The following is a 15,610-nucleotide window of genomic DNA, read 5'->3' as shown; positions in this document are numbered from 1 at the left end:
TTTAGTGTATGAAAGTAGAGTGTAACAATGAATGCAGTAATTGCGGCTGTAGCCGTTATGTTAATATTAAGTTTGCTTCGCATCAATGTAGTTCTCTCGTTAGTTCTAGGAGCATTTGTAGGTGGTCTAACTAGTGGGATGGGCATTGAGTCAACTGTCCAATCATTTACGGAAGGATTAGGGGCAGGAGCAACCATTGCATTAAGTTATGGCTTACTTGGTGGTTTTGCAATCGCCATTGCCAAAACAGGAATACCCGAATTAATGATAGCGGGGATGTTAAAAATATTAAAGGGTGAAAGTAATAGAAAAGGACTGGTGAAGGTCTTAATTTTCTTCCTTATTTTTGTGATGTCTATTTTATCTCAAAATGTCATTCCTATTCATATTGCCTTCATTCCATTATTAATTCCTCCTATTTTAAAGATTTTAAATATGCTAGAAGTCGACAGACGTATAATTGCAACATTGATTGCAGTAGGCTTTATTGGTACTTATAGTTTTGTACCTGCTGGCTTTGGAGCAATCTTTCAAGATATCGTTGCTACACAAGTGTCAGAGGCAGGAATGGCTGTATCTTCACGTGATGTCCCTGCAGCAATGGGGATTCCCGTGTTAGGAATGCTAATCGGATTGATAATCGCATTTGTTGTATACCGAAAGCCAAGACATTATAGGCATAGTGAAGTGGAGACGGAATCTTTAAATGTAAACGTCAGCAAATTTATTATGTTTTCTACAGCGCTGGCACTAGTAACATCACTATGCGCTCAAGTGTTAACAGATTCAATGATTGTAGGCTCGTTTGCAGGTATTATGATTATGTATTTTACAGGTGCCCTTAAATGGCGAGAAGCCGATGATATTCTTTCTGAAGGAATGAAGATGATGGCCTTTATTGGCTTTGTTATGATTGCGGCAAATGGTTTCGCGGCGGTAATCAATGCAACAGGTGATGTGGACAGCTTAATTACAAATTCACTCACCGTATTAGAAGGAAATAGAAGTCTTGCTGTCTTCATCATGTTAGTCATAGGATTAGTTGTGACGATGGGGATTGGTTCGTCCTTCGCAACAGTGCCTATAATCGCTACACTATTTGTTCCGCTAGCACAAGGTTTTGATATGAGCCCTTTAGCGATATTATGCTTAATCGGTACAGCTGGTGCTTTAGGAGACGCAGGTTCTCCAGCATCCGATTCTACATTAGGACCAACAGCAGGCCTTAATGCTGACGGCCAGCATCATCATATTTGGGATACCTGTGTTCCTACGTTCCTTTTCATTAACATACCACTAATCCTGTTTGGTTGGATTGCCTGTGTGTTCTTTCTATAATTAAGGAGGTAGTTTCTATTTAAGTAGAAACTACTTTTCTTTTTAGAGTTATTTGAAATGTGCGAAAATGTTGATATGACAACCTTAAGTGTTGCAATATGTATAGAAATTTTATATACTAATAAACGGCTTAATAAAGCGAAGAAATAGTAGTACTAAGAATATCTGCAACATTTAAAAGAATTTAGCGAAAAGACTTGCTTATTCTTTTTTTATTGTATATAATGTTGAATGTTGGTCTTTGACTGCGATGAAGCGAGAGGTTGCCGACACACCCGGCCGCTTTGCCATGGCGGTGTGTGGGAAAATTTTCGTGGAGAATGTCTAGAAAATAGGCGAGAAGGAGGGAAAATAATGGCAAAACAAAAGATTCGTATTCGTTTAAAAGCGTATGATCACCGTATTTTAGATCAATCTGCTGAGAAAATTGTGGAAACTGCAAAACGTTCAGGTGCAAGTGTATCAGGTCCGATTCCACTTCCAACTGAGAAGTCTGTGTACACAATTCTTCGTGCTGTTCACAAGTACAAAGATTCTCGTGAACAATTCGAAATGCGTACGCATAAACGTCTGATCGATATCGTTAACCCAACACCACAAACTGTTGACGCGTTAATGAAACTTGATTTACCATCTGGCGTTGATATCGAAATCAAACTTTAATGGTAAAAACAATATAACTTTTAAAACTTACAGGAGGTGTGACAAATGGCTAAAGGAATCTTAGGTAGAAAAATTGGTATGACACAAGTTTTCGCTGAAAACGGCGATTTAATCCCGGTAACAGTTATCGAAGCTACTCCAAACGTAGTTCTTCAAAAGAAAACTGTTGAAACAGACGGCTACGAAGCAATTCAAGTTGGTTTCGAAGACAAGCGCGTTAAGCTTTCTAACAAACCAGAACAAGGTCACGTAGCAAAAGCGAACACTGCTCCTAAGCGCTTCATTCGTGAATTCCGCAACGTGAACGTGGAAGAATACGAAGTTGGTCAAGAAGTCAAAGTAGAAATTTTCGCAGAAGGCGATGTAATCGATGTAACAGGAGTTACTAAAGGTAAAGGTTTCCAAGGTGTTATCAAACGCCACGGACAATCTCGTGGTCCTATGGCCCACGGTTCTCGTTACCACCGTCGTCCTGGTTCAATGGGTCCAGTTGCTCCGAACCGCGTATTCAAACAAAAGAAATTACCTGGTCAAATGGGTGGCAATGTAGTTACAATCCAAAACTTAGAAATCGTGAAAGTTGACACAGATCGTAACTTACTACTTGTTAAAGGTAATGTTCCTGGTTCTAAAAAAGCTCTAGTTACAGTAAAAACTGCAATTAAAGCTAAGTAATCACTTAAGGAAAGGAGGAAACAGGAATGACAAAAGTATCTGTACTTAGTCAAACAGGTGCTTCAGTTGGTGAAATCGAATTAAACGATGCGATCTTCGGAATCGAGCCAAATGAAGCAGTATTATTCGACGCAGTAGTTGCTCAACGTGCTTCTCTTCGTCAAGGTAATCACAAGGTTAAAAACCGTTCTGAGGTTGCTGGTGGTGGTCGTAAACCATGGCGTCAAAAAGGAACTGGTCGTGCTCGTCAAGGTTCTATCCGTTCTCCACAATGGCGCGGCGGTGGTATCGTATTCGGTCCTACTCCACGTAGCTATTCTTATAAATTACCTAAAAAAGTTCGTCGTTTAGCTCTTAAATCTGCTTTATCAGCTAAAGTAGTAGAACAAAACTTCTTAGTTCTTGATGCTCTAACTCTAGCAGCACCAAAAACAAAAGAATTCACAAAAATCCTTAAAGATCTTTCTTTAGAGAAAAAATCTTTATTCGTAACTGCTGACCTAGATGAAAACGTAGCATTATCTGCTCGTAACATCCCAGGTGTAACAGTTTTAACTGCAAACGGAATCAACGTTCTTGATCTATTAGGTCATGATAAAGTTGTATTCACTAAGTCTGCAGTAGAAAAAGTTGAGGAGGTGCTTGGATAATGGAAGCACGTGATATTTTAAAACGTCCGGTCATTACTGAGCGTTCTTCAGAACTTATGGCAGAGAAAAAGTATACTTTCGAAGTAGACACTCGCGCTAACAAAACTCAAGTAAAAGACGCTGTAGAAGAAATCTTTGGCGTAAAAGTTGAGAAAGTAAACGTTCTTAACTACAAAGGTAAATTCAAACGCGTAGGCCGTTACGGTGGTTACACTAACAAACGTCGTAAAGCGATCGTTAAATTAACTGCTGATAGCAAAGAAATTGAATTATTCGAAATGTAATCCTAACGGATTTATGATTTGAACACTCAAGAAGGAGGGAAAACACAATGGCGATTAAAAAGTATAAACCTACCTCTAATGGTCGTCGTAACATGACGTCATTAGACTTTGCGGAAATTACAACTAACAAGCCTGAGAAATCATTGCTTGAACCAACTAAACGCAAAGCTGGTCGTAACAACCAAGGTAAAATCACTGTTCGTCATCATGGTGGTGGTCATAAGAAGCAATACCGTGTTATCGATTTCAAACGTGTTAAAGATGGCATTCCGGCAAAAGTTGCTACTATTGAATATGATCCAAACCGTTCTGCGAATATCGCATTAATCAACTACGCTGATGGAGCAAAAGCTTACATCTTAGCACCAAAAGGTCTAGAGGTTGGTCAAACAATCGTTTCTGGCCCAGATGCTGATATTAAAGTAGGTAACACATTACCATTAGCAAACATTCCAATGGGTACTACAATCCATAACATCGAGTTAAAACCTGGTAAAGGCGGACAATTAGTACGTTCAGCTGGTACTTCTGCGCAAGTACTTGGTCGTGAAGATAAGTACGTTATCGTTCGTTTACAATCTGGTGAAGTACGTTTAGTTTTAGCTACTTGCCGCGCTACAATCGGTCAAGTTGGTAACGAACAACACGAACTTGTACACATCGGTAAAGCAGGTCGTAGCCGTTGGTTAGGTAAACGCCCAGAAGTTCGTGGTTCTGTAATGAACCCTAACGATCACCCACACGGTGGTGGTGAAGGACGTTCTCCAATCGGACGTAAATCACCAATGACTCCTTGGGGTAAACCAGCACTTGGTTACAAAACTCGCAAGAAGAAAAACAAATCGGATAAATTTATCATCCGTAGTCGTAAAAAATAAAGTGGTTAAACTACGGTTCTATGTGAGAGCCGTGGTGGAATCACGGAGGGAGGTTCCTACATGGGTCGCAGCTTGAAAAAAGGACCTTTTGTCGATGACCACTTAATGAAAAAAGTGGAAGCGCAAGAGGCTTCTGAGAAAAAACAAGTTATCAAAACTTGGTCACGCCGTTCTACAATCTTCCCGAACTTCATCGGTTTAACGATTGCTGTATATGATGGACGTAAACATGTTCCTGTATACGTAACAGAAGATATGGTAGGCCATAAACTTGGTGAGTTCGCACCGACACGTACTTATAAAGGTCACGGTGCAGACGACAAGAAAACAAGACGCTAATTTTGAGAGGAGGTAAATCCTAATGACACAAGCTAAAGCTATCGCTCGTACAGTACGCATTGCTCCTCGCAAAGTACGTCTAGTTGTAGACTTAATCCGAGGTAAGCAAGTTGGTGAAGCAGTTGCAATTTTACGTCATACTCCAAAAGCGGCGTCTCCAGTCGTTGAGAAAGTATTAAAATCTGCAGTTGCTAACGCTGAGCACAACTACGATCTTGACATCAACTCTTTAGTAGTTTCTGAAGTATTCGTTGACGAAGGTCCAACTTTAAAACGTTTCCGTCCACGTGCACAAGGACGTGCAAGCGCAATTAACAAACGCACAAGCCACATTACTCTAGTGGTATCTGAGAAGAAGGAGGGTTAATCCGTGGGTCAAAAAGTACATCCAATAGGACTACGCGTTGGTATTATTCGTGACTGGGAGTCAAAATGGTACGCTGAAAAAGACTATGCAACTCTACTTCACGAAGACATCAAAGTGCGTAAATATATTGAAACGGCTCTTAAAGACGCTTCAGTTTCTAAAGTAGAAATCGAACGTGCTGCAAACCGTGTAAACATTACAATTCACACTGCGAAACCAGGTATGGTAATCGGTAAAGGTGGTACTGAAGTTGAAAACCTTCGTAAATACCTTAGCGAGTTAACTGGTAAACGTGTACACATCAACATCATTGAAATCAAACGTGCAGATCTTGACGCTCGTCTAGTAGCTGAAAACATCGCTCGTCAATTAGAAAATCGTGTATCATTCCGTCGTGCGCAAAAGCAAGCGATCCAACGCACAATCCGCGCTGGTGCAAAAGGAATTAAAACACAAGTATCTGGTCGTTTAGGTGGCGCTGATATCGCGCGTGCTGAACACTATAGTGAAGGAACTGTTCCACTTCATACTCTACGTGCTGACATCGATTATGCACACGCAGAAGCTGATACTACTTACGGTAAATTAGGCGTTAAAGTATGGATCTACCGTGGTGAAGTTCTTCCTACGAAGAAATCTGTGGAAGGAGGCAAATAATATGTTATTGCCTAAACGCGTTAAATACCGTCGTGAACACCGCGGCAACATGCGTGGCGAAGCGAAAGGCGGAAAAGAAGTAACTTTCGGCGAATGGGGCTTACAAGCTCAAACTGCTAGCTGGATTACTAACCGTCAAATCGAATCTGCTCGTATCGCGATGACTCGTTACATGAAACGTGGCGGTAAAGTTTGGATTAAAATCTTCCCACATAAACCTTACACTAAAAAACCTCTAGAAGTCCGCATGGGTTCTGGTAAAGGTTCTCCTGAAGGTTGGGTAGCAGTAGTTAAACCAGGAAAAGTAATGTTCGAAATTGCTGGCGTATCTGAAGAAGTTGCACGTGAAGCACTTCGTTTAGCATCACACAAACTTCCTGTTAAATGTAAGATCGTAAAACGTCAAGAAACTGGTGGTGAATCTAATGAAAGCTAATGAAATCCGTGACCTTGCTACTTCTGAAATAGAATTAAAAGTGAAATCACTGAAAGAAGAGCTTTTCAACCTTCGCTTCCAATTGGCGACTGGTCAATTAGAAAACACAGCTCGTATTCGTGAAGTGCGTAAAGCAATCGCGCGTATGAAAACTGTTATTCGTGAAAGAGAAATCAGTGCAAATAACTGATAAAGGAGGTTTTCAAGTATGACTGAGCGCAATCAACGCAAAGTTTACACGGGCCGCGTTGTTTCAGATAAAATGGACAAAACTGTTACTGTTTTAGTTGAAACTTACAAAAAGCACAAGCTTTATGGTAAGCGTGTAAAATACTCTAAAAAGTTTAAAGCTCATGATGAGTTAAACACAGCGAAAATCGGTGATATCGTACGTATCATGGAAACTCGCCCGCTATCAGCTACTAAACGTTTCCGTCTAGTAGAAGTTGTAGAAAAAGCGGTTATTATTTAATAACTATTTCGGAACAACCAATTTCCGAAGGGAGGTAACCTAAGTGATCCAACAAGAAAGTCGTATGAAAGTTGCTGACAACTCAGGTGCACGTGAAGTTCTTACAATTAAAGTGCTTGGTGGCTCTGGCCGTAAAACTGCTAACATCGGTGATATCGTTGTTTGTACAGTTAAGAAAGCAACACCAGGTGGCGTTGTCAAGAAGGGTGACGTTGTTAAAGCTGTTATCGTTCGTACTAAATCAGGCGTTCGTCGTAAAGACGGCACGTACATCAAATTTGATGAAAATGCTTGTGTAATTATTCGTGATGATAAATCACCACGCGGAACTCGTATTTTCGGACCTGTTGCACGTGAACTACGTGACAGCAACTTCATGAAAATCGTTTCTCTAGCTCCAGAAGTTCTTTAATTTCATGACAGTGCCAATCAAGGAGGTGCGACAGCATGCATGTAAAAAAAGGTGACAAGGTTAAGGTAATCACTGGTAAGGATAAAGGCAAAGAAGGCGTAATCCTTGCTGCTTTCCCAAAACAAGATCGCGTTCTTGTTGAAGGTGTGAATATCGTGAAAAAACACGTTAAACCTAACCAATTGAATCCACAAGGTGGTATTGTTAGCCAAGAGGCTGCAATTCACGTTTCGAACGTAATGCTAATCGATCCTAAATCTGGCGAGCCGACTCGTGTAGGTTATAAAATCGAAAACGGTAAAAAAGTTCGTGTAGCAAAAAAATCAGGTGCAGTAATCGACTAATTAGTATAAATAGAAGGGAGGTACACACATGAGCCGCCTAAAAGAAAAATATTTAAATGAAGTTTCTCCAGCTCTTATGAGCAAATTTGGATATAAATCAGTTATGCAACTACCGAAAGTTGAGAAAATCGTTATCAACATGGGTGTTGGTGATGCAGTTCAAAACTCTAAAGCGTTAGATGCAGCTGTTGAAGAATTAACAATTATCACTGGTCAAAAACCAGTAGTAACTAAAGCTAAAAAATCGATCGCAGGTTTCCGTCTTCGTGAAGGTATGCCTATCGGTGCTAAAGTTACATTACGCGGTGAGCGTATGTATGAATTCTTGGACAAATTAATTTCTATCTCACTACCTCGTGTACGTGACTTCCGTGGTGTTTCTAAAAAAGCATTCGATGGTCGCGGTAACTACACTCTAGGTGTTAAAGAACAATTAATTTTCCCAGAAATCGATTACGATAAAGTTTCAAAAGTACGCGGTATGGACATCGTGATCGTAACGACAGCGAACTCTGACGAAGAAGCTCGCGAGTTATTGACACAATTCGGTATGCCGTTCCAAAAGTAATCAAACAAGGAGGGCGAAAACGTGGCTAAAAAATCTATGATCGTTAAACAACAACGTAAGCAAAAGTTTAAAGTGCAAGAGTATACACGTTGTGAACGCTGTGGTCGTCCACATTCAGTATATCGCAAATTCAAACTTTGCCGTATTTGTTTCCGAGAACTTGCATATAAGGGACAAATTCCTGGCGTGAAAAAAGCCAGCTGGTAATCCCCTAATTTGGGAAGGAGGTAAATGTAATGACAATGACTGATCCGATTGCAGATATGCTTACTCGCATTCGTAATGCGAACATGGTTCGTCACGAGAAGTTAGAAGTACCAGCTTCCAACGTGAAAAAAGAAATCGCTGAAATTTTAAAGCGTGAAGGTTTCGTACGTGACGTAGAATACGTGGAAGACAACAAACAAGGTATCATCCGTATTTTCTTAAAATATGGAAAAGATAACGAGCGCGTTATCACTGGCTTAAAACGTATTTCTAAACCTGGTTTACGTGTATATGCTAAAACAAATGAAGTACCTAAAGTATTGAACGGTCTTGGTATCGCTTTAGTGTCAACTTCACAAGGTTTATTAACAGATAAAGAAGCTCGCGCTAAACAAGTTGGCGGAGAAATTCTAGCATACGTTTGGTAATTAGCAATAAATGAATGGAGGTGCAACTAAATGTCTCGTGTAGGTAAAAAAATTATCGAGGTACCTGCTAACGTAACTGTTACTGTTGATGCAAACAACACTGTTACTGTTAAAGGTCCTAAAGGCGAACTTGTTCGTTCTTTCCACCAAGATATGAAAATTGAGCAAGAGGGTAACGTAATCACTGTAGTACGTCCTTCTGATTCAAAAGAACACCGCACAAACCACGGTACTACTCGTGCGCTTCTTGCGAACATGGTTACTGGTGTTTCTGCAGGTTTCGAAAAAGCTTTAGAACTTATCGGTGTTGGTTACCGTGCGCAATTACAAGGTACTAAACTTGTACTTAACGTAGGTTACTCTCATCCAGTAGAGTTCACACCTGAAGATGGTCTACAAATTGAAGTTCCTTCAAACACTAAAATCATCGTTAAAGGTATTAGCAAAGAACGCGTTGGTGCTCTTGCATCTAACATCCGTGACGTTCGTCCACCAGAGCCTTATAAAGGTAAAGGTATTCGTTATGAAGGCGAATATGTTCGTCGTAAAGAAGGTAAAACAGGTAAATAATGCAGCTTAAGCATTAGAAAGGAGTGACCCTTGTGATTACGAAACAAGATAAAAATCAGGTTCGTAAAAAACGTCATGCTCGCGTACGTTCTAAAATTTCGGGTACTGCTCAGCGTCCACGCTTAAACGTATTCCGTTCTAACAAGAACATTTACGCGCAACTTATCGATGACGTAGCAGGCGTAACAATTGTTAGCGCATCTTCTCAAGAAAATGGTTTCGAAGGTGCTGGTAGCAATGTTGACGCAGCAACTAAAGTCGGTGAAACAATCGCAAAACGCGCTGCGGAAAAAAATATTACTGCTGTAGTATTTGACCGTGGTGGTTACTTATATCATGGACGTGTTAAAGCTTTAGCTGAAGCTGCACGTGAGAACGGTTTAGAATTTTAATAAGAAGGAGGGACACATTTCATGAGTCGTATTGACGCAAACAAACTTGGAGAACTTGAAGAACGCGTAGTTACTATTAACCGCGTTGCTAAAGTTGTTAAAGGTGGACGTCGCTTCCGCTTCACAGCATTAGTTGTAGTTGGCGATAGAAACGGTCATGTAGGTTTCGGAACTGGTAAAGCTCAAGAGGTGCCAGATGCTATCCGCAAAGCTGTTGAAGATGCGAAGAAAAACTTAATCGAAGTGCCACGCGTAGGTGGAACAACTCCACACTTAGTGCAAGGTCGCTTTGGTGCAGGAGAAATCCTAATCAAACCTGCTGCTCCTGGTACAGGGGTTATCGCTGGTGGTCCAGTACGTGCTGTACTAGAACTTGCTGGTATTACTGATATTCTTTCAAAATCACTTGGATCTAACACACCAATTAACATGGTGCGTGCAACAATTCAAGGTTTAACTGAATTAAAACGCGTAGAGGACGTAGCTAAATTACGTGGTAAATCAGTGGAAGAACTATTAGGATAAGGGGGGAAAGATAATGGCTAACAAATTAGAAATCACCCTTACTAAATCTGTGATTGGTACTAAACCTGCACAACGCAAAACTGTTGAAGCTTTAGGTTTACGTAAATTACACCAAACTGTAGAGAAAGCTGATAACGCAGCTACTCGCGGTATGCTTGATAAAGTAGCTCACTTAGTTACTGTAAAAGAAATTTAATTTCCAATTATTGAACAAGGAGGTGCCACCCACTATGAAACTGCATGAGTTAAAACCAGCAGAAGGTTCTCGTAAGCAACGCAACCGCGTTGGTCGTGGTATCGGTTCTGGTAACGGTAAAACAGCAGGTAAAGGTCATAAAGGTCAAAACGCTCGTTCTGGTGGCGGTGTACGCCCAGGCTTTGAAGGCGGTCAGAACCCATTATTCCGTCGTTTACCAAAACGTGGCTTTACGAACATTAACCGTAAAGAATACGCGATCGTTAACCTTGATGCTTTAAACCGTTTCGAAGACGGTGCAGAGGTAACTGCTGCATTATTACTTGAAACTGGTCTAGTGAGCAATGAAAAAGCTGGAATTAAAGTTCTAGGCAACGGAACTCTTAATAAAAAGCTTACTGTCAAAGCTCATAAATTCTCAGCTTCAGCGAAAGAAGCAATCGAGAATGCCGGCGGAACTACTGAGGTGATTTAATGTTTCAGACAATCTCTAACTTTATGCGTGTTCGAGATATAAGAAATAAAATCATTTTCACACTTTTAATGTTAATCGTTTTTCGTATTGGAACTTTCATTCCAGTACCTAACGTTGACGCTAATGTATTAAAGGCAACTGATGAGTTTAACCTCGTTGGTTTCCTGAATACTTTTGGCGGTGGTGCTTTAAAGAACTTCTCCATCTTTGCGATGGGGATTATGCCTTACATCACAGCCTCAATTATTGTTCAGTTATTGCAAATGGACGTAGTACCGAAGTTTGCTGAGTGGGCAAAGCAAGGTGAAGTCGGAAGACGTAAACTTGCGCAATTTACACGCTACTTTACTATTATTCTTGCTTTTATTCAATCATTCGCGATGTCATTTGGTTTTAATAGAATGTATGGCGGGTCATTGATTAAGGAAGAAGGGGTTTTAACATATGTTATAATCTCTATTGTATTAACAGCGGGTACAGCATTCCTAGTATGGCTTGCTGATCAAATTACTGCGCATGGCGTTGGTAATGGTATTTCTGTTGTAATCTTCGCAGGTATCGTTGCGGCATTACCTACAGGTATCAACCAAATCTATGCACAACAAGTCGAGGGTGCTGGTGATAAGCTATTTATCAACCTAATTATCCTTGGTCTACTTGTTTTAATCTTGCTTGCGGTTGTTATTGGAGTTATCTACGTGCAACAAGCACTACGTAAAATTCCAATTCAATATGCAAAACGAGTTACTGGGCGAAATCAACAAACTGGTGGTCAACAAACTCATTTACCATTAAAAGTAAATGCGGCAGGGGTTATTCCTGTAATCTTTGCTTCAGCGTTTCTGATGACACCTCGTACGTTAGTTCCGTTCTTCGGTGAAAATAATGTTACAACATTCATTAATAACACGTTTGATCATACAAAACCTGTTGGAATGATTATTTATGTGGCATTAATCATCGCATTCACATATTTCTATGCATTCGTACAAGTGAATCCAGAAAATGTGGCAGATAACTTGAAAAAGCAAGGTGCTTATATTCCAGGTATTCGTCCTGGTGAAAACACTCAAACGTATTTAACAAGCGTGTTATATCGTCTGACATTTGTCGGCGCGATTTTCTTAACTGTTATTTCAGTAATGCCGGTTATATTCATAAACTTTATGAATCTACCTGCCTCAGTGCAGATCGGTGGTACTAGTATTATTATCGTAGTCGGCGTAGCGCTCGAAACGATGAAGCAGCTAGAATCTCAACTTGTTAAACGTCACTACAAAGGCTTTATGAAATAATGTTGGTTTTTAGGGAACGTTCCATCGTTTCCTTTAATCAGCAAACCTTTTGTGGGAGGAATATTTCCTAATGAATATCGTTTTAATGGGTCTGCCAGGTGCTGGTAAAGGTACTCAGGCAGATAAAATTGTTGAGAAGTACGCAATTCCTCATATTTCTACAGGCGATATGTTCCGTGCTGCAATTAAAGAAGGTACTGAACTAGGCTTACAAGCTAAGTCGTTTATGGATCAAGGTGCACTTGTACCTGATGAAGTAACGATTGGTATTGTTCGTGAGCGACTGGCTAAACCTGATTGTGAAAAAGGATTCTTATTAGATGGTTTCCCACGTACTGTTCCTCAAGCTGAAGCCTTAGATAGCATTCTTGCTGATCTAGGTAAAGCTATTGAGCATACATTAAACATTCAAGTTGAAAAGGATGAGTTAATTGCTCGTCTTTCAGGTAGACGTATTTGTAAAACTTGTGGTACATCCTATCATTTAATTTTCAATCCTCCTGCTGAGGAAGGAAAATGTGATAAAGATGGTGGCGAGCTTTATACACGTGCAGATGATAATCCTGAAACGGTTGCTAACCGTCTGGAAGTAAATATGAAACAAGCACAACCTTTACTTGATTTCTATCAAGCTAAAGGCGTGTTAACTAATATAGATGGACAGCAAGATATTAACAAAGTGTTTGCTGATCTTGATGCTCTATTACAGAGCAGCCGCAGCTGATACCCGGCTCCGGGCGCAGAGTACTGCTTCCGCGGGAGGCATGCGGGAGCAACAACGAAACATAATTTTTTTGAGAGTTGCAAAAGCATATTGTGCCCGGTATATATTTCTTCTCAAAAGTGCAACATATCTTTTGGAGGAGTATAATGGGTTTCGTGGAAGCATCTGTGTAACGGGTATGAATATCTCATCCAAGACATTCCGGTATTCGTGTAAACATGGGAGATTCAGTGCCCTTACTGGTTCTGTATATTCCGTGGATTGTGTGAAGCGAAACCAGACGAGCGTCTTTCAAACATCTCTCATACAATCCAAACATATGTTGAAACGAGGTTGCTTCTAAAGTTGCAGCAGATATCCGTTTGATGTAACGATGAGAACTTTAATTTGCATATAGAGAGGAGACAGAGTAGATGGCGAAAGATGATGTAATTGAAGTCGAAGGGACAGTTGTTGAGACTTTGCCAAACGCGATGTTTAAGGTAGAATTAGAAAATGGACATGTGATTCTAGCACACGTATCTGGTAAGATTCGTATGCACTTTATCCGTATTCTACCTGGAGATAAGGTTACTATTGAGTTATCTCCTTATGATTTAACTCGCGGTCGTATCACATACCGTTTTAAATAATCTTTTGCGCTCCGGACTACTAAGGAGGTTAGGTTAGATGAAAGTGAGACCATCTGTGAAACCGATCTGCGAAAAATGTAAAGTAATTCGCCGACGCGGTAAAGTAATGGTAATCTGTGAAAATCCTAAACATAAACAAAAACAAGGTTAATTCTAAAGGAGGTGCACAACGTACATGGCACGTATTGCTGGTGTTGATATTCCTCGCGACAAACGCGTGGTAATTTCATTAACGTACATTTTCGGTATTGGTAAAACTACAGCTCAGAAAGTACTAGCTGATGCAGGTATTTCAGAAGATACTCGCGTACGCGACTTAACTGAAGATGAGTTAAACAAAATCCGTGAACAATTAGATTCTTACAAACTTGAAGGTGACTTACGTCGCGAAACTTCATTAAATATTAAACGTCTGATGGAAATCGGTTCATTCCGTGGTATCCGTCACCGTCGTGGCTTACCTGTTCGTGGTCAAAATACGAAGAACAATGCGCGTACGCGTAAAGGTCCTCGTAAAACAGTTGCGAACAAGAAAAAATAATTGGTAAAGGAGGTTCCTTCTTAACATGGCTCGTAAACAACAAACTCGTAAACGTCGTGTGAAAAAGAATATCGAATCTGGTATCGCACACATTCGTTCTACATTTAACAATACAATCGTAACGATTACAGATATGCAAGGTAACGCTGTATCTTGGTCAAGTGCTGGTGCTCTTGGTTTCCGTGGTTCACGTAAATCTACACCATTCGCTGCTCAAATGGCTGCAGAAACTGCTGCTAAAACATCCCTTGAACATGGTCTGAAAACGTTGGAAGTAACTGTTAAAGGTCCTGGTGCTGGTCGTGAAGCTGCAATTCGTGCACTTCAAGCTGCTGGTTTAGAAGTAACTGCTATTAAAGACGTTACTCCAGTTCCTCATAATGGTTGCCGTCCGCCAAAACGTCGTCGCGTGTAATGGGTGCGTCTCATATTGTATGAGAACATCATTTTTTGTACAGACTGTCTTGTGCAGATAATAAACGATACGTCATTGACGATCGAATCTATGATGGAAAGAACCTATACATTCGATGTTTTGAAGGAGGGTAAATAAAATGATCGAAATTGAAAAACCAAAGATTGAAACGGTGGAGATCAGCGAAGATTCCAAATATGGAAAGTTTGTTGTAGAACCGCTTGAACGCGGATATGGAAACACTTTGGGTAATTCTTTACGTCGTATCCTTCTGTCTTCATTACCAGGAGCTGCTGTCACTTCAATTCAAATTGATGGTGTTCTTCACGAATTCTCAACTGTAGAAGGTGTAGTAGAAGATGTAGCTTCAATCATTTTGAACGTGAAAAAACTAGCTCTTAAAATCTACTCTGACGAAGAAAAAGTTATTGAGATTGATGTTAAAGGCGATGGTACAGTTACGGCTGCTGACATTACACATGACAGTGACGTAGAAATTTTAAACCCAGATCTATATATTGCAACAATCGCTAAAAACGGTCATTTACGTATGCGTATGTATGCACAACGCGGCCGTGGTTACACTCCTGCTGATCAAAACAAACGTGAGGATCTTCCTATCGGCGTGATCCCGATCGACTCTATTTACACTCCAGTATCACGCGTCAATTTCCAAGTGGAAAATACTCGTGTTGGTCAGTCTTCTGACTACGACAAACTTTCTCTTGATGTGTGGACAGATGGCAGCATCGGTCCGAAAGAGGCGATTTCGCTCGGAGCAAAAATTTTAACCGAGCATCTTAACATCTTCGTTGGCATGACAGATGAGGCACAAACTGCTGAAATCATGGTCGAAAAAGAAGAAGATCAAAAAGAAAAAGTTTTAGAGATGACTATCGAAGAACTTGATCTTTCTGTTCGTTCTTATAACTGTTTAAAACGCGCTGGTATTAATACAGTACTAGAACTTGCGAATAAATCAGAAGACGATATGATGAAAGTTCGTAACCTTGGACGTAAGTCATTAGAAGAAGTAAAAGCGAAGTTAGAAGAGCTTGGTTTAGGATTACGCAAAGAAGACTAAGCGATTTAAACACAACTAACAAGATCAGATTTTTTTCTATAAA

Annotated in this window: 29 protein-coding genes and 1 pseudogene; all 30 read left to right on the top strand. The window is 40.3% G+C overall.

Features of this window, described 5'->3' with window-relative positions; genetic code table 11:
• Window positions 1-27 precede the first annotated feature (27 nt).
• The 30 genes and pseudogenes from HCH28_RS17185 to HCH28_RS17040 all read left to right on the top strand — a co-directional run bounded on the left by HCH28_RS17185 (window position 28) and on the right by HCH28_RS17040 (window position 15,567).
• A complete protein-coding gene (locus HCH28_RS17185) occupies window positions 28-1,338 on the top strand; it encodes a Na+/H+ antiporter family protein (RefSeq protein ID WP_221682381.1) in 1,311 nt (436 codons plus the stop codon).
• Between the two features lie 354 nt (window positions 1,339-1,692).
• On the top strand, window positions 1,693-2,001 hold the full coding sequence (gene rpsJ, locus HCH28_RS17180) for a 30S ribosomal protein S10 (protein ID WP_004233624.1): 309 nt from the start codon (window positions 1,693-1,695) through the stop codon (window positions 1,999-2,001).
• 45 nt (window positions 2,002-2,046) lie between these two features.
• On the top strand, window positions 2,047-2,676 hold the full coding sequence (gene rplC / locus HCH28_RS17175; RefSeq protein WP_004233625.1) for a 50S ribosomal protein L3: 630 nt from the start codon (window positions 2,047-2,049) through the stop codon (window positions 2,674-2,676).
• Between the two features lie 26 nt (window positions 2,677-2,702).
• Window positions 2,703-3,326: a 50S ribosomal protein L4 gene (gene rplD, locus HCH28_RS17170; RefSeq protein WP_004233626.1), complete on the top strand. Its 624-nt coding sequence runs from the start codon at window positions 2,703-2,705 to the stop codon at window positions 3,324-3,326.
• A complete protein-coding gene (rplW, locus tag HCH28_RS17165) occupies window positions 3,326-3,610 on the top strand; it encodes a 50S ribosomal protein L23 (protein WP_004233628.1) in 285 nt (94 codons plus the stop codon). Before rplD ends, rplW begins: the two co-directional genes overlap by 1 nt.
• Before the next feature lie 47 nt (window positions 3,611-3,657).
• Complete coding sequence (gene rplB, locus HCH28_RS17160) at window positions 3,658-4,488, top strand: 50S ribosomal protein L2 (protein WP_009373990.1); 831 nt, start codon at window positions 3,658-3,660, stop codon at window positions 4,486-4,488.
• Between the two features lie 60 nt (window positions 4,489-4,548).
• Complete coding sequence (gene rpsS, locus HCH28_RS17155; RefSeq protein ID WP_004233637.1) at window positions 4,549-4,827, top strand: 30S ribosomal protein S19; 279 nt, start codon at window positions 4,549-4,551, stop codon at window positions 4,825-4,827.
• A gap of 22 nt (window positions 4,828-4,849) precedes the next feature.
• Window positions 4,850-5,194: a 50S ribosomal protein L22 gene (gene rplV, locus HCH28_RS17150; protein ID WP_004233639.1), complete on the top strand. Its 345-nt coding sequence runs from the start codon at window positions 4,850-4,852 to the stop codon at window positions 5,192-5,194.
• A 3-nt stretch (window positions 5,195-5,197) separates the two neighbouring features.
• Complete coding sequence (gene rpsC / locus HCH28_RS17145; protein WP_025116438.1) at window positions 5,198-5,851, top strand: 30S ribosomal protein S3; 654 nt, start codon at window positions 5,198-5,200, stop codon at window positions 5,849-5,851.
• Window position 5,852: 1 nt separating this feature from the next.
• Window positions 5,853-6,287 (top strand): 50S ribosomal protein L16, encoded by a 435-nt coding sequence (rplP, locus tag HCH28_RS17140; protein WP_004233644.1) that lies wholly within the window; start codon window positions 5,853-5,855, stop codon window positions 6,285-6,287.
• Window positions 6,277-6,477, top strand: a complete 201-nt coding sequence (rpmC, locus tag HCH28_RS17135; RefSeq protein ID WP_004233646.1) for a 50S ribosomal protein L29 — start codon at window positions 6,277-6,279, stop codon at window positions 6,475-6,477. The genes rplP and rpmC overlap by 11 nt, the downstream gene beginning before the upstream one ends.
• An 18-nt stretch (window positions 6,478-6,495) precedes the next feature.
• Window positions 6,496-6,759 carry a 30S ribosomal protein S17 gene (gene rpsQ / locus HCH28_RS17130; protein ID WP_004233648.1) on the top strand — a complete coding sequence of 88 codons (264 nt, stop codon included), beginning with the start codon at window positions 6,496-6,498 and terminating at the stop codon, window positions 6,757-6,759.
• A gap of 43 nt (window positions 6,760-6,802) precedes the next feature.
• Window positions 6,803-7,171, top strand: coding sequence for a 50S ribosomal protein L14 (rplN, locus tag HCH28_RS17125; RefSeq protein ID WP_004233650.1), 369 nt, complete (start codon window positions 6,803-6,805; stop codon window positions 7,169-7,171).
• A 35-nt stretch (window positions 7,172-7,206) separates the two neighbouring features.
• A complete protein-coding gene (gene rplX / locus HCH28_RS17120) occupies window positions 7,207-7,515 on the top strand; it encodes a 50S ribosomal protein L24 (protein WP_004233652.1) in 309 nt (102 codons plus the stop codon).
• 28 nt (window positions 7,516-7,543) lie between these two features.
• Complete coding sequence (rplE, locus tag HCH28_RS17115) at window positions 7,544-8,083, top strand: 50S ribosomal protein L5 (protein ID WP_004233654.1); 540 nt, start codon at window positions 7,544-7,546, stop codon at window positions 8,081-8,083.
• 21 nt (window positions 8,084-8,104) lie between these two features.
• Complete coding sequence (locus tag HCH28_RS17110) at window positions 8,105-8,290, top strand: type Z 30S ribosomal protein S14 (RefSeq protein WP_004233656.1); 186 nt, start codon at window positions 8,105-8,107, stop codon at window positions 8,288-8,290.
• Window positions 8,291-8,319: 29 nt separating this feature from the next.
• The gene (gene rpsH, locus HCH28_RS17105) at window positions 8,320-8,718 is read left to right on the top strand and encodes a 30S ribosomal protein S8 (RefSeq protein ID WP_004233658.1); all 399 of its coding nucleotides are present in this window, start codon (window positions 8,320-8,322) and stop codon (window positions 8,716-8,718) included.
• Between the two features lie 30 nt (window positions 8,719-8,748).
• Window positions 8,749-9,288, top strand: coding sequence for a 50S ribosomal protein L6 (gene rplF, locus HCH28_RS17100; RefSeq protein WP_221682380.1), 540 nt, complete (start codon window positions 8,749-8,751; stop codon window positions 9,286-9,288).
• Window positions 9,289-9,320: 32 nt separating this feature from the next.
• Window positions 9,321-9,680 carry a 50S ribosomal protein L18 gene (gene rplR / locus HCH28_RS17095; RefSeq protein WP_004233662.1) on the top strand — a complete coding sequence of 120 codons (360 nt, stop codon included), beginning with the start codon at window positions 9,321-9,323 and terminating at the stop codon, window positions 9,678-9,680.
• A 21-nt stretch (window positions 9,681-9,701) separates the two neighbouring features.
• Window positions 9,702-10,205, top strand: coding sequence for a 30S ribosomal protein S5 (rpsE, locus tag HCH28_RS17090; RefSeq protein ID WP_004233664.1), 504 nt, complete (start codon window positions 9,702-9,704; stop codon window positions 10,203-10,205).
• A gap of 13 nt (window positions 10,206-10,218) precedes the next feature.
• Window positions 10,219-10,401, top strand: coding sequence for a 50S ribosomal protein L30 (gene rpmD, locus HCH28_RS17085; protein ID WP_004233668.1), 183 nt, complete (start codon window positions 10,219-10,221; stop codon window positions 10,399-10,401).
• 34 nt (window positions 10,402-10,435) lie between these two features.
• Window positions 10,436-10,876 carry a 50S ribosomal protein L15 gene (gene rplO, locus HCH28_RS17080; protein ID WP_004233670.1) on the top strand — a complete coding sequence of 147 codons (441 nt, stop codon included), beginning with the start codon at window positions 10,436-10,438 and terminating at the stop codon, window positions 10,874-10,876.
• Window positions 10,876-12,171 (top strand): preprotein translocase subunit SecY, encoded by a 1,296-nt coding sequence (gene secY / locus HCH28_RS17075; protein WP_221682379.1) that lies wholly within the window; start codon window positions 10,876-10,878, stop codon window positions 12,169-12,171. Before rplO ends, secY begins: the two co-directional genes overlap by 1 nt.
• A 70-nt stretch (window positions 12,172-12,241) precedes the next feature.
• On the top strand, window positions 12,242-12,895 hold the full coding sequence (locus tag HCH28_RS17070; protein WP_004233689.1) for an adenylate kinase: 654 nt from the start codon (window positions 12,242-12,244) through the stop codon (window positions 12,893-12,895).
• 249 nt (window positions 12,896-13,144) lie between these two features.
• Window positions 13,145-13,222: pseudogene (locus tag HCH28_RS17065) on the top strand (type I methionyl aminopeptidase); the annotation flags it as partial.
• An 86-nt stretch (window positions 13,223-13,308) separates the two neighbouring features.
• A complete protein-coding gene (infA, locus tag HCH28_RS17060; protein ID WP_004233690.1) occupies window positions 13,309-13,527 on the top strand; it encodes a translation initiation factor IF-1 in 219 nt (72 codons plus the stop codon).
• Window positions 13,528-13,564: 37 nt separating this feature from the next.
• Window positions 13,565-13,678, top strand: coding sequence for a 50S ribosomal protein L36 (rpmJ, locus tag HCH28_RS17055; protein WP_000868344.1), 114 nt, complete (start codon window positions 13,565-13,567; stop codon window positions 13,676-13,678).
• Between the two features lie 24 nt (window positions 13,679-13,702).
• Window positions 13,703-14,068: a 30S ribosomal protein S13 gene (gene rpsM, locus HCH28_RS17050; RefSeq protein WP_004233729.1), complete on the top strand. Its 366-nt coding sequence runs from the start codon at window positions 13,703-13,705 to the stop codon at window positions 14,066-14,068.
• A gap of 25 nt (window positions 14,069-14,093) precedes the next feature.
• Entirely contained in the window at window positions 14,094-14,483 is a 390-nt protein-coding gene (gene rpsK, locus HCH28_RS17045; protein WP_004233731.1) for a 30S ribosomal protein S11, read from the top strand.
• A gap of 139 nt (window positions 14,484-14,622) precedes the next feature.
• The gene (locus HCH28_RS17040; protein WP_004233733.1) at window positions 14,623-15,567 is read left to right on the top strand and encodes a DNA-directed RNA polymerase subunit alpha; all 945 of its coding nucleotides are present in this window, start codon (window positions 14,623-14,625) and stop codon (window positions 15,565-15,567) included.
• The last annotated feature ends 43 nt before the right edge of the window (window positions 15,568-15,610 follow it).

The organism is Lysinibacillus sp. K60 (assembly GCF_019731275.1).
GTDB classification, from domain to species: domain Bacteria; phylum Bacillota; class Bacilli; order Bacillales_A; family Planococcaceae; genus Lysinibacillus; species Lysinibacillus capsici.
Note: the sequence above shows the minus strand (reverse complement) of the source record. Positions and strands in the feature narration are given on the sequence as shown.

Excerpts from the sequence above, each read along its gene's own strand:
- HCH28_RS17185 (WP_221682381.1), top strand. The coding sequence starts at position 28 with ATGAATGCAGTAATTGCGGCTGTAGCCGTTATGTTAATATTAAGTTTG.
- rpsJ (WP_004233624.1), top strand. The coding sequence starts at position 1,693 with ATGGCAAAACAAAAGATTCGTATTCGTTTAAAAGCGTATGATCACCGT.
- rplC (WP_004233625.1), top strand. The coding sequence starts at position 2,047 with ATGGCTAAAGGAATCTTAGGTAGAAAAATTGGTATGACACAAGTTTTC.
- rplD (WP_004233626.1), top strand. The coding sequence starts at position 2,703 with ATGACAAAAGTATCTGTACTTAGTCAAACAGGTGCTTCAGTTGGTGAA.
- rplW (WP_004233628.1), top strand. The coding sequence starts at position 3,326 with ATGGAAGCACGTGATATTTTAAAACGTCCGGTCATTACTGAGCGTTCT.
- rplB (WP_009373990.1), top strand. The coding sequence starts at position 3,658 with ATGGCGATTAAAAAGTATAAACCTACCTCTAATGGTCGTCGTAACATG.
- rpsS (WP_004233637.1), top strand. The coding sequence starts at position 4,549 with ATGGGTCGCAGCTTGAAAAAAGGACCTTTTGTCGATGACCACTTAATG.
- rplV (WP_004233639.1), top strand. The coding sequence starts at position 4,850 with ATGACACAAGCTAAAGCTATCGCTCGTACAGTACGCATTGCTCCTCGC.
- rplP (WP_004233644.1), top strand. The coding sequence starts at position 5,853 with ATGTTATTGCCTAAACGCGTTAAATACCGTCGTGAACACCGCGGCAAC.
- rpmC (WP_004233646.1), top strand. The coding sequence starts at position 6,277 with ATGAAAGCTAATGAAATCCGTGACCTTGCTACTTCTGAAATAGAATTA.
- rpsQ (WP_004233648.1), top strand. The coding sequence starts at position 6,496 with ATGACTGAGCGCAATCAACGCAAAGTTTACACGGGCCGCGTTGTTTCA.
- rplX (WP_004233652.1), top strand. The coding sequence starts at position 7,207 with ATGCATGTAAAAAAAGGTGACAAGGTTAAGGTAATCACTGGTAAGGAT.
- rplE (WP_004233654.1), top strand. The coding sequence starts at position 7,544 with ATGAGCCGCCTAAAAGAAAAATATTTAAATGAAGTTTCTCCAGCTCTT.
- rpsH (WP_004233658.1), top strand. The coding sequence starts at position 8,320 with ATGACAATGACTGATCCGATTGCAGATATGCTTACTCGCATTCGTAAT.
- rplF (WP_221682380.1), top strand. The coding sequence starts at position 8,749 with ATGTCTCGTGTAGGTAAAAAAATTATCGAGGTACCTGCTAACGTAACT.
- rpsE (WP_004233664.1), top strand. The coding sequence starts at position 9,702 with ATGAGTCGTATTGACGCAAACAAACTTGGAGAACTTGAAGAACGCGTA.
- rpmD (WP_004233668.1), top strand. The coding sequence starts at position 10,219 with ATGGCTAACAAATTAGAAATCACCCTTACTAAATCTGTGATTGGTACT.
- rplO (WP_004233670.1), top strand. The coding sequence starts at position 10,436 with ATGAAACTGCATGAGTTAAAACCAGCAGAAGGTTCTCGTAAGCAACGC.
- secY (WP_221682379.1), top strand. The coding sequence starts at position 10,876 with ATGTTTCAGACAATCTCTAACTTTATGCGTGTTCGAGATATAAGAAAT.
- HCH28_RS17070 (WP_004233689.1), top strand. The coding sequence starts at position 12,242 with ATGAATATCGTTTTAATGGGTCTGCCAGGTGCTGGTAAAGGTACTCAG.
- infA (WP_004233690.1), top strand. The coding sequence starts at position 13,309 with ATGGCGAAAGATGATGTAATTGAAGTCGAAGGGACAGTTGTTGAGACT.
- rpmJ (WP_000868344.1), top strand. The coding sequence starts at position 13,565 with ATGAAAGTGAGACCATCTGTGAAACCGATCTGCGAAAAATGTAAAGTA.
- rpsM (WP_004233729.1), top strand. The coding sequence starts at position 13,703 with ATGGCACGTATTGCTGGTGTTGATATTCCTCGCGACAAACGCGTGGTA.
- rpsK (WP_004233731.1), top strand. The coding sequence starts at position 14,094 with ATGGCTCGTAAACAACAAACTCGTAAACGTCGTGTGAAAAAGAATATC.
- HCH28_RS17040 (WP_004233733.1), top strand. The coding sequence starts at position 14,623 with ATGATCGAAATTGAAAAACCAAAGATTGAAACGGTGGAGATCAGCGAA.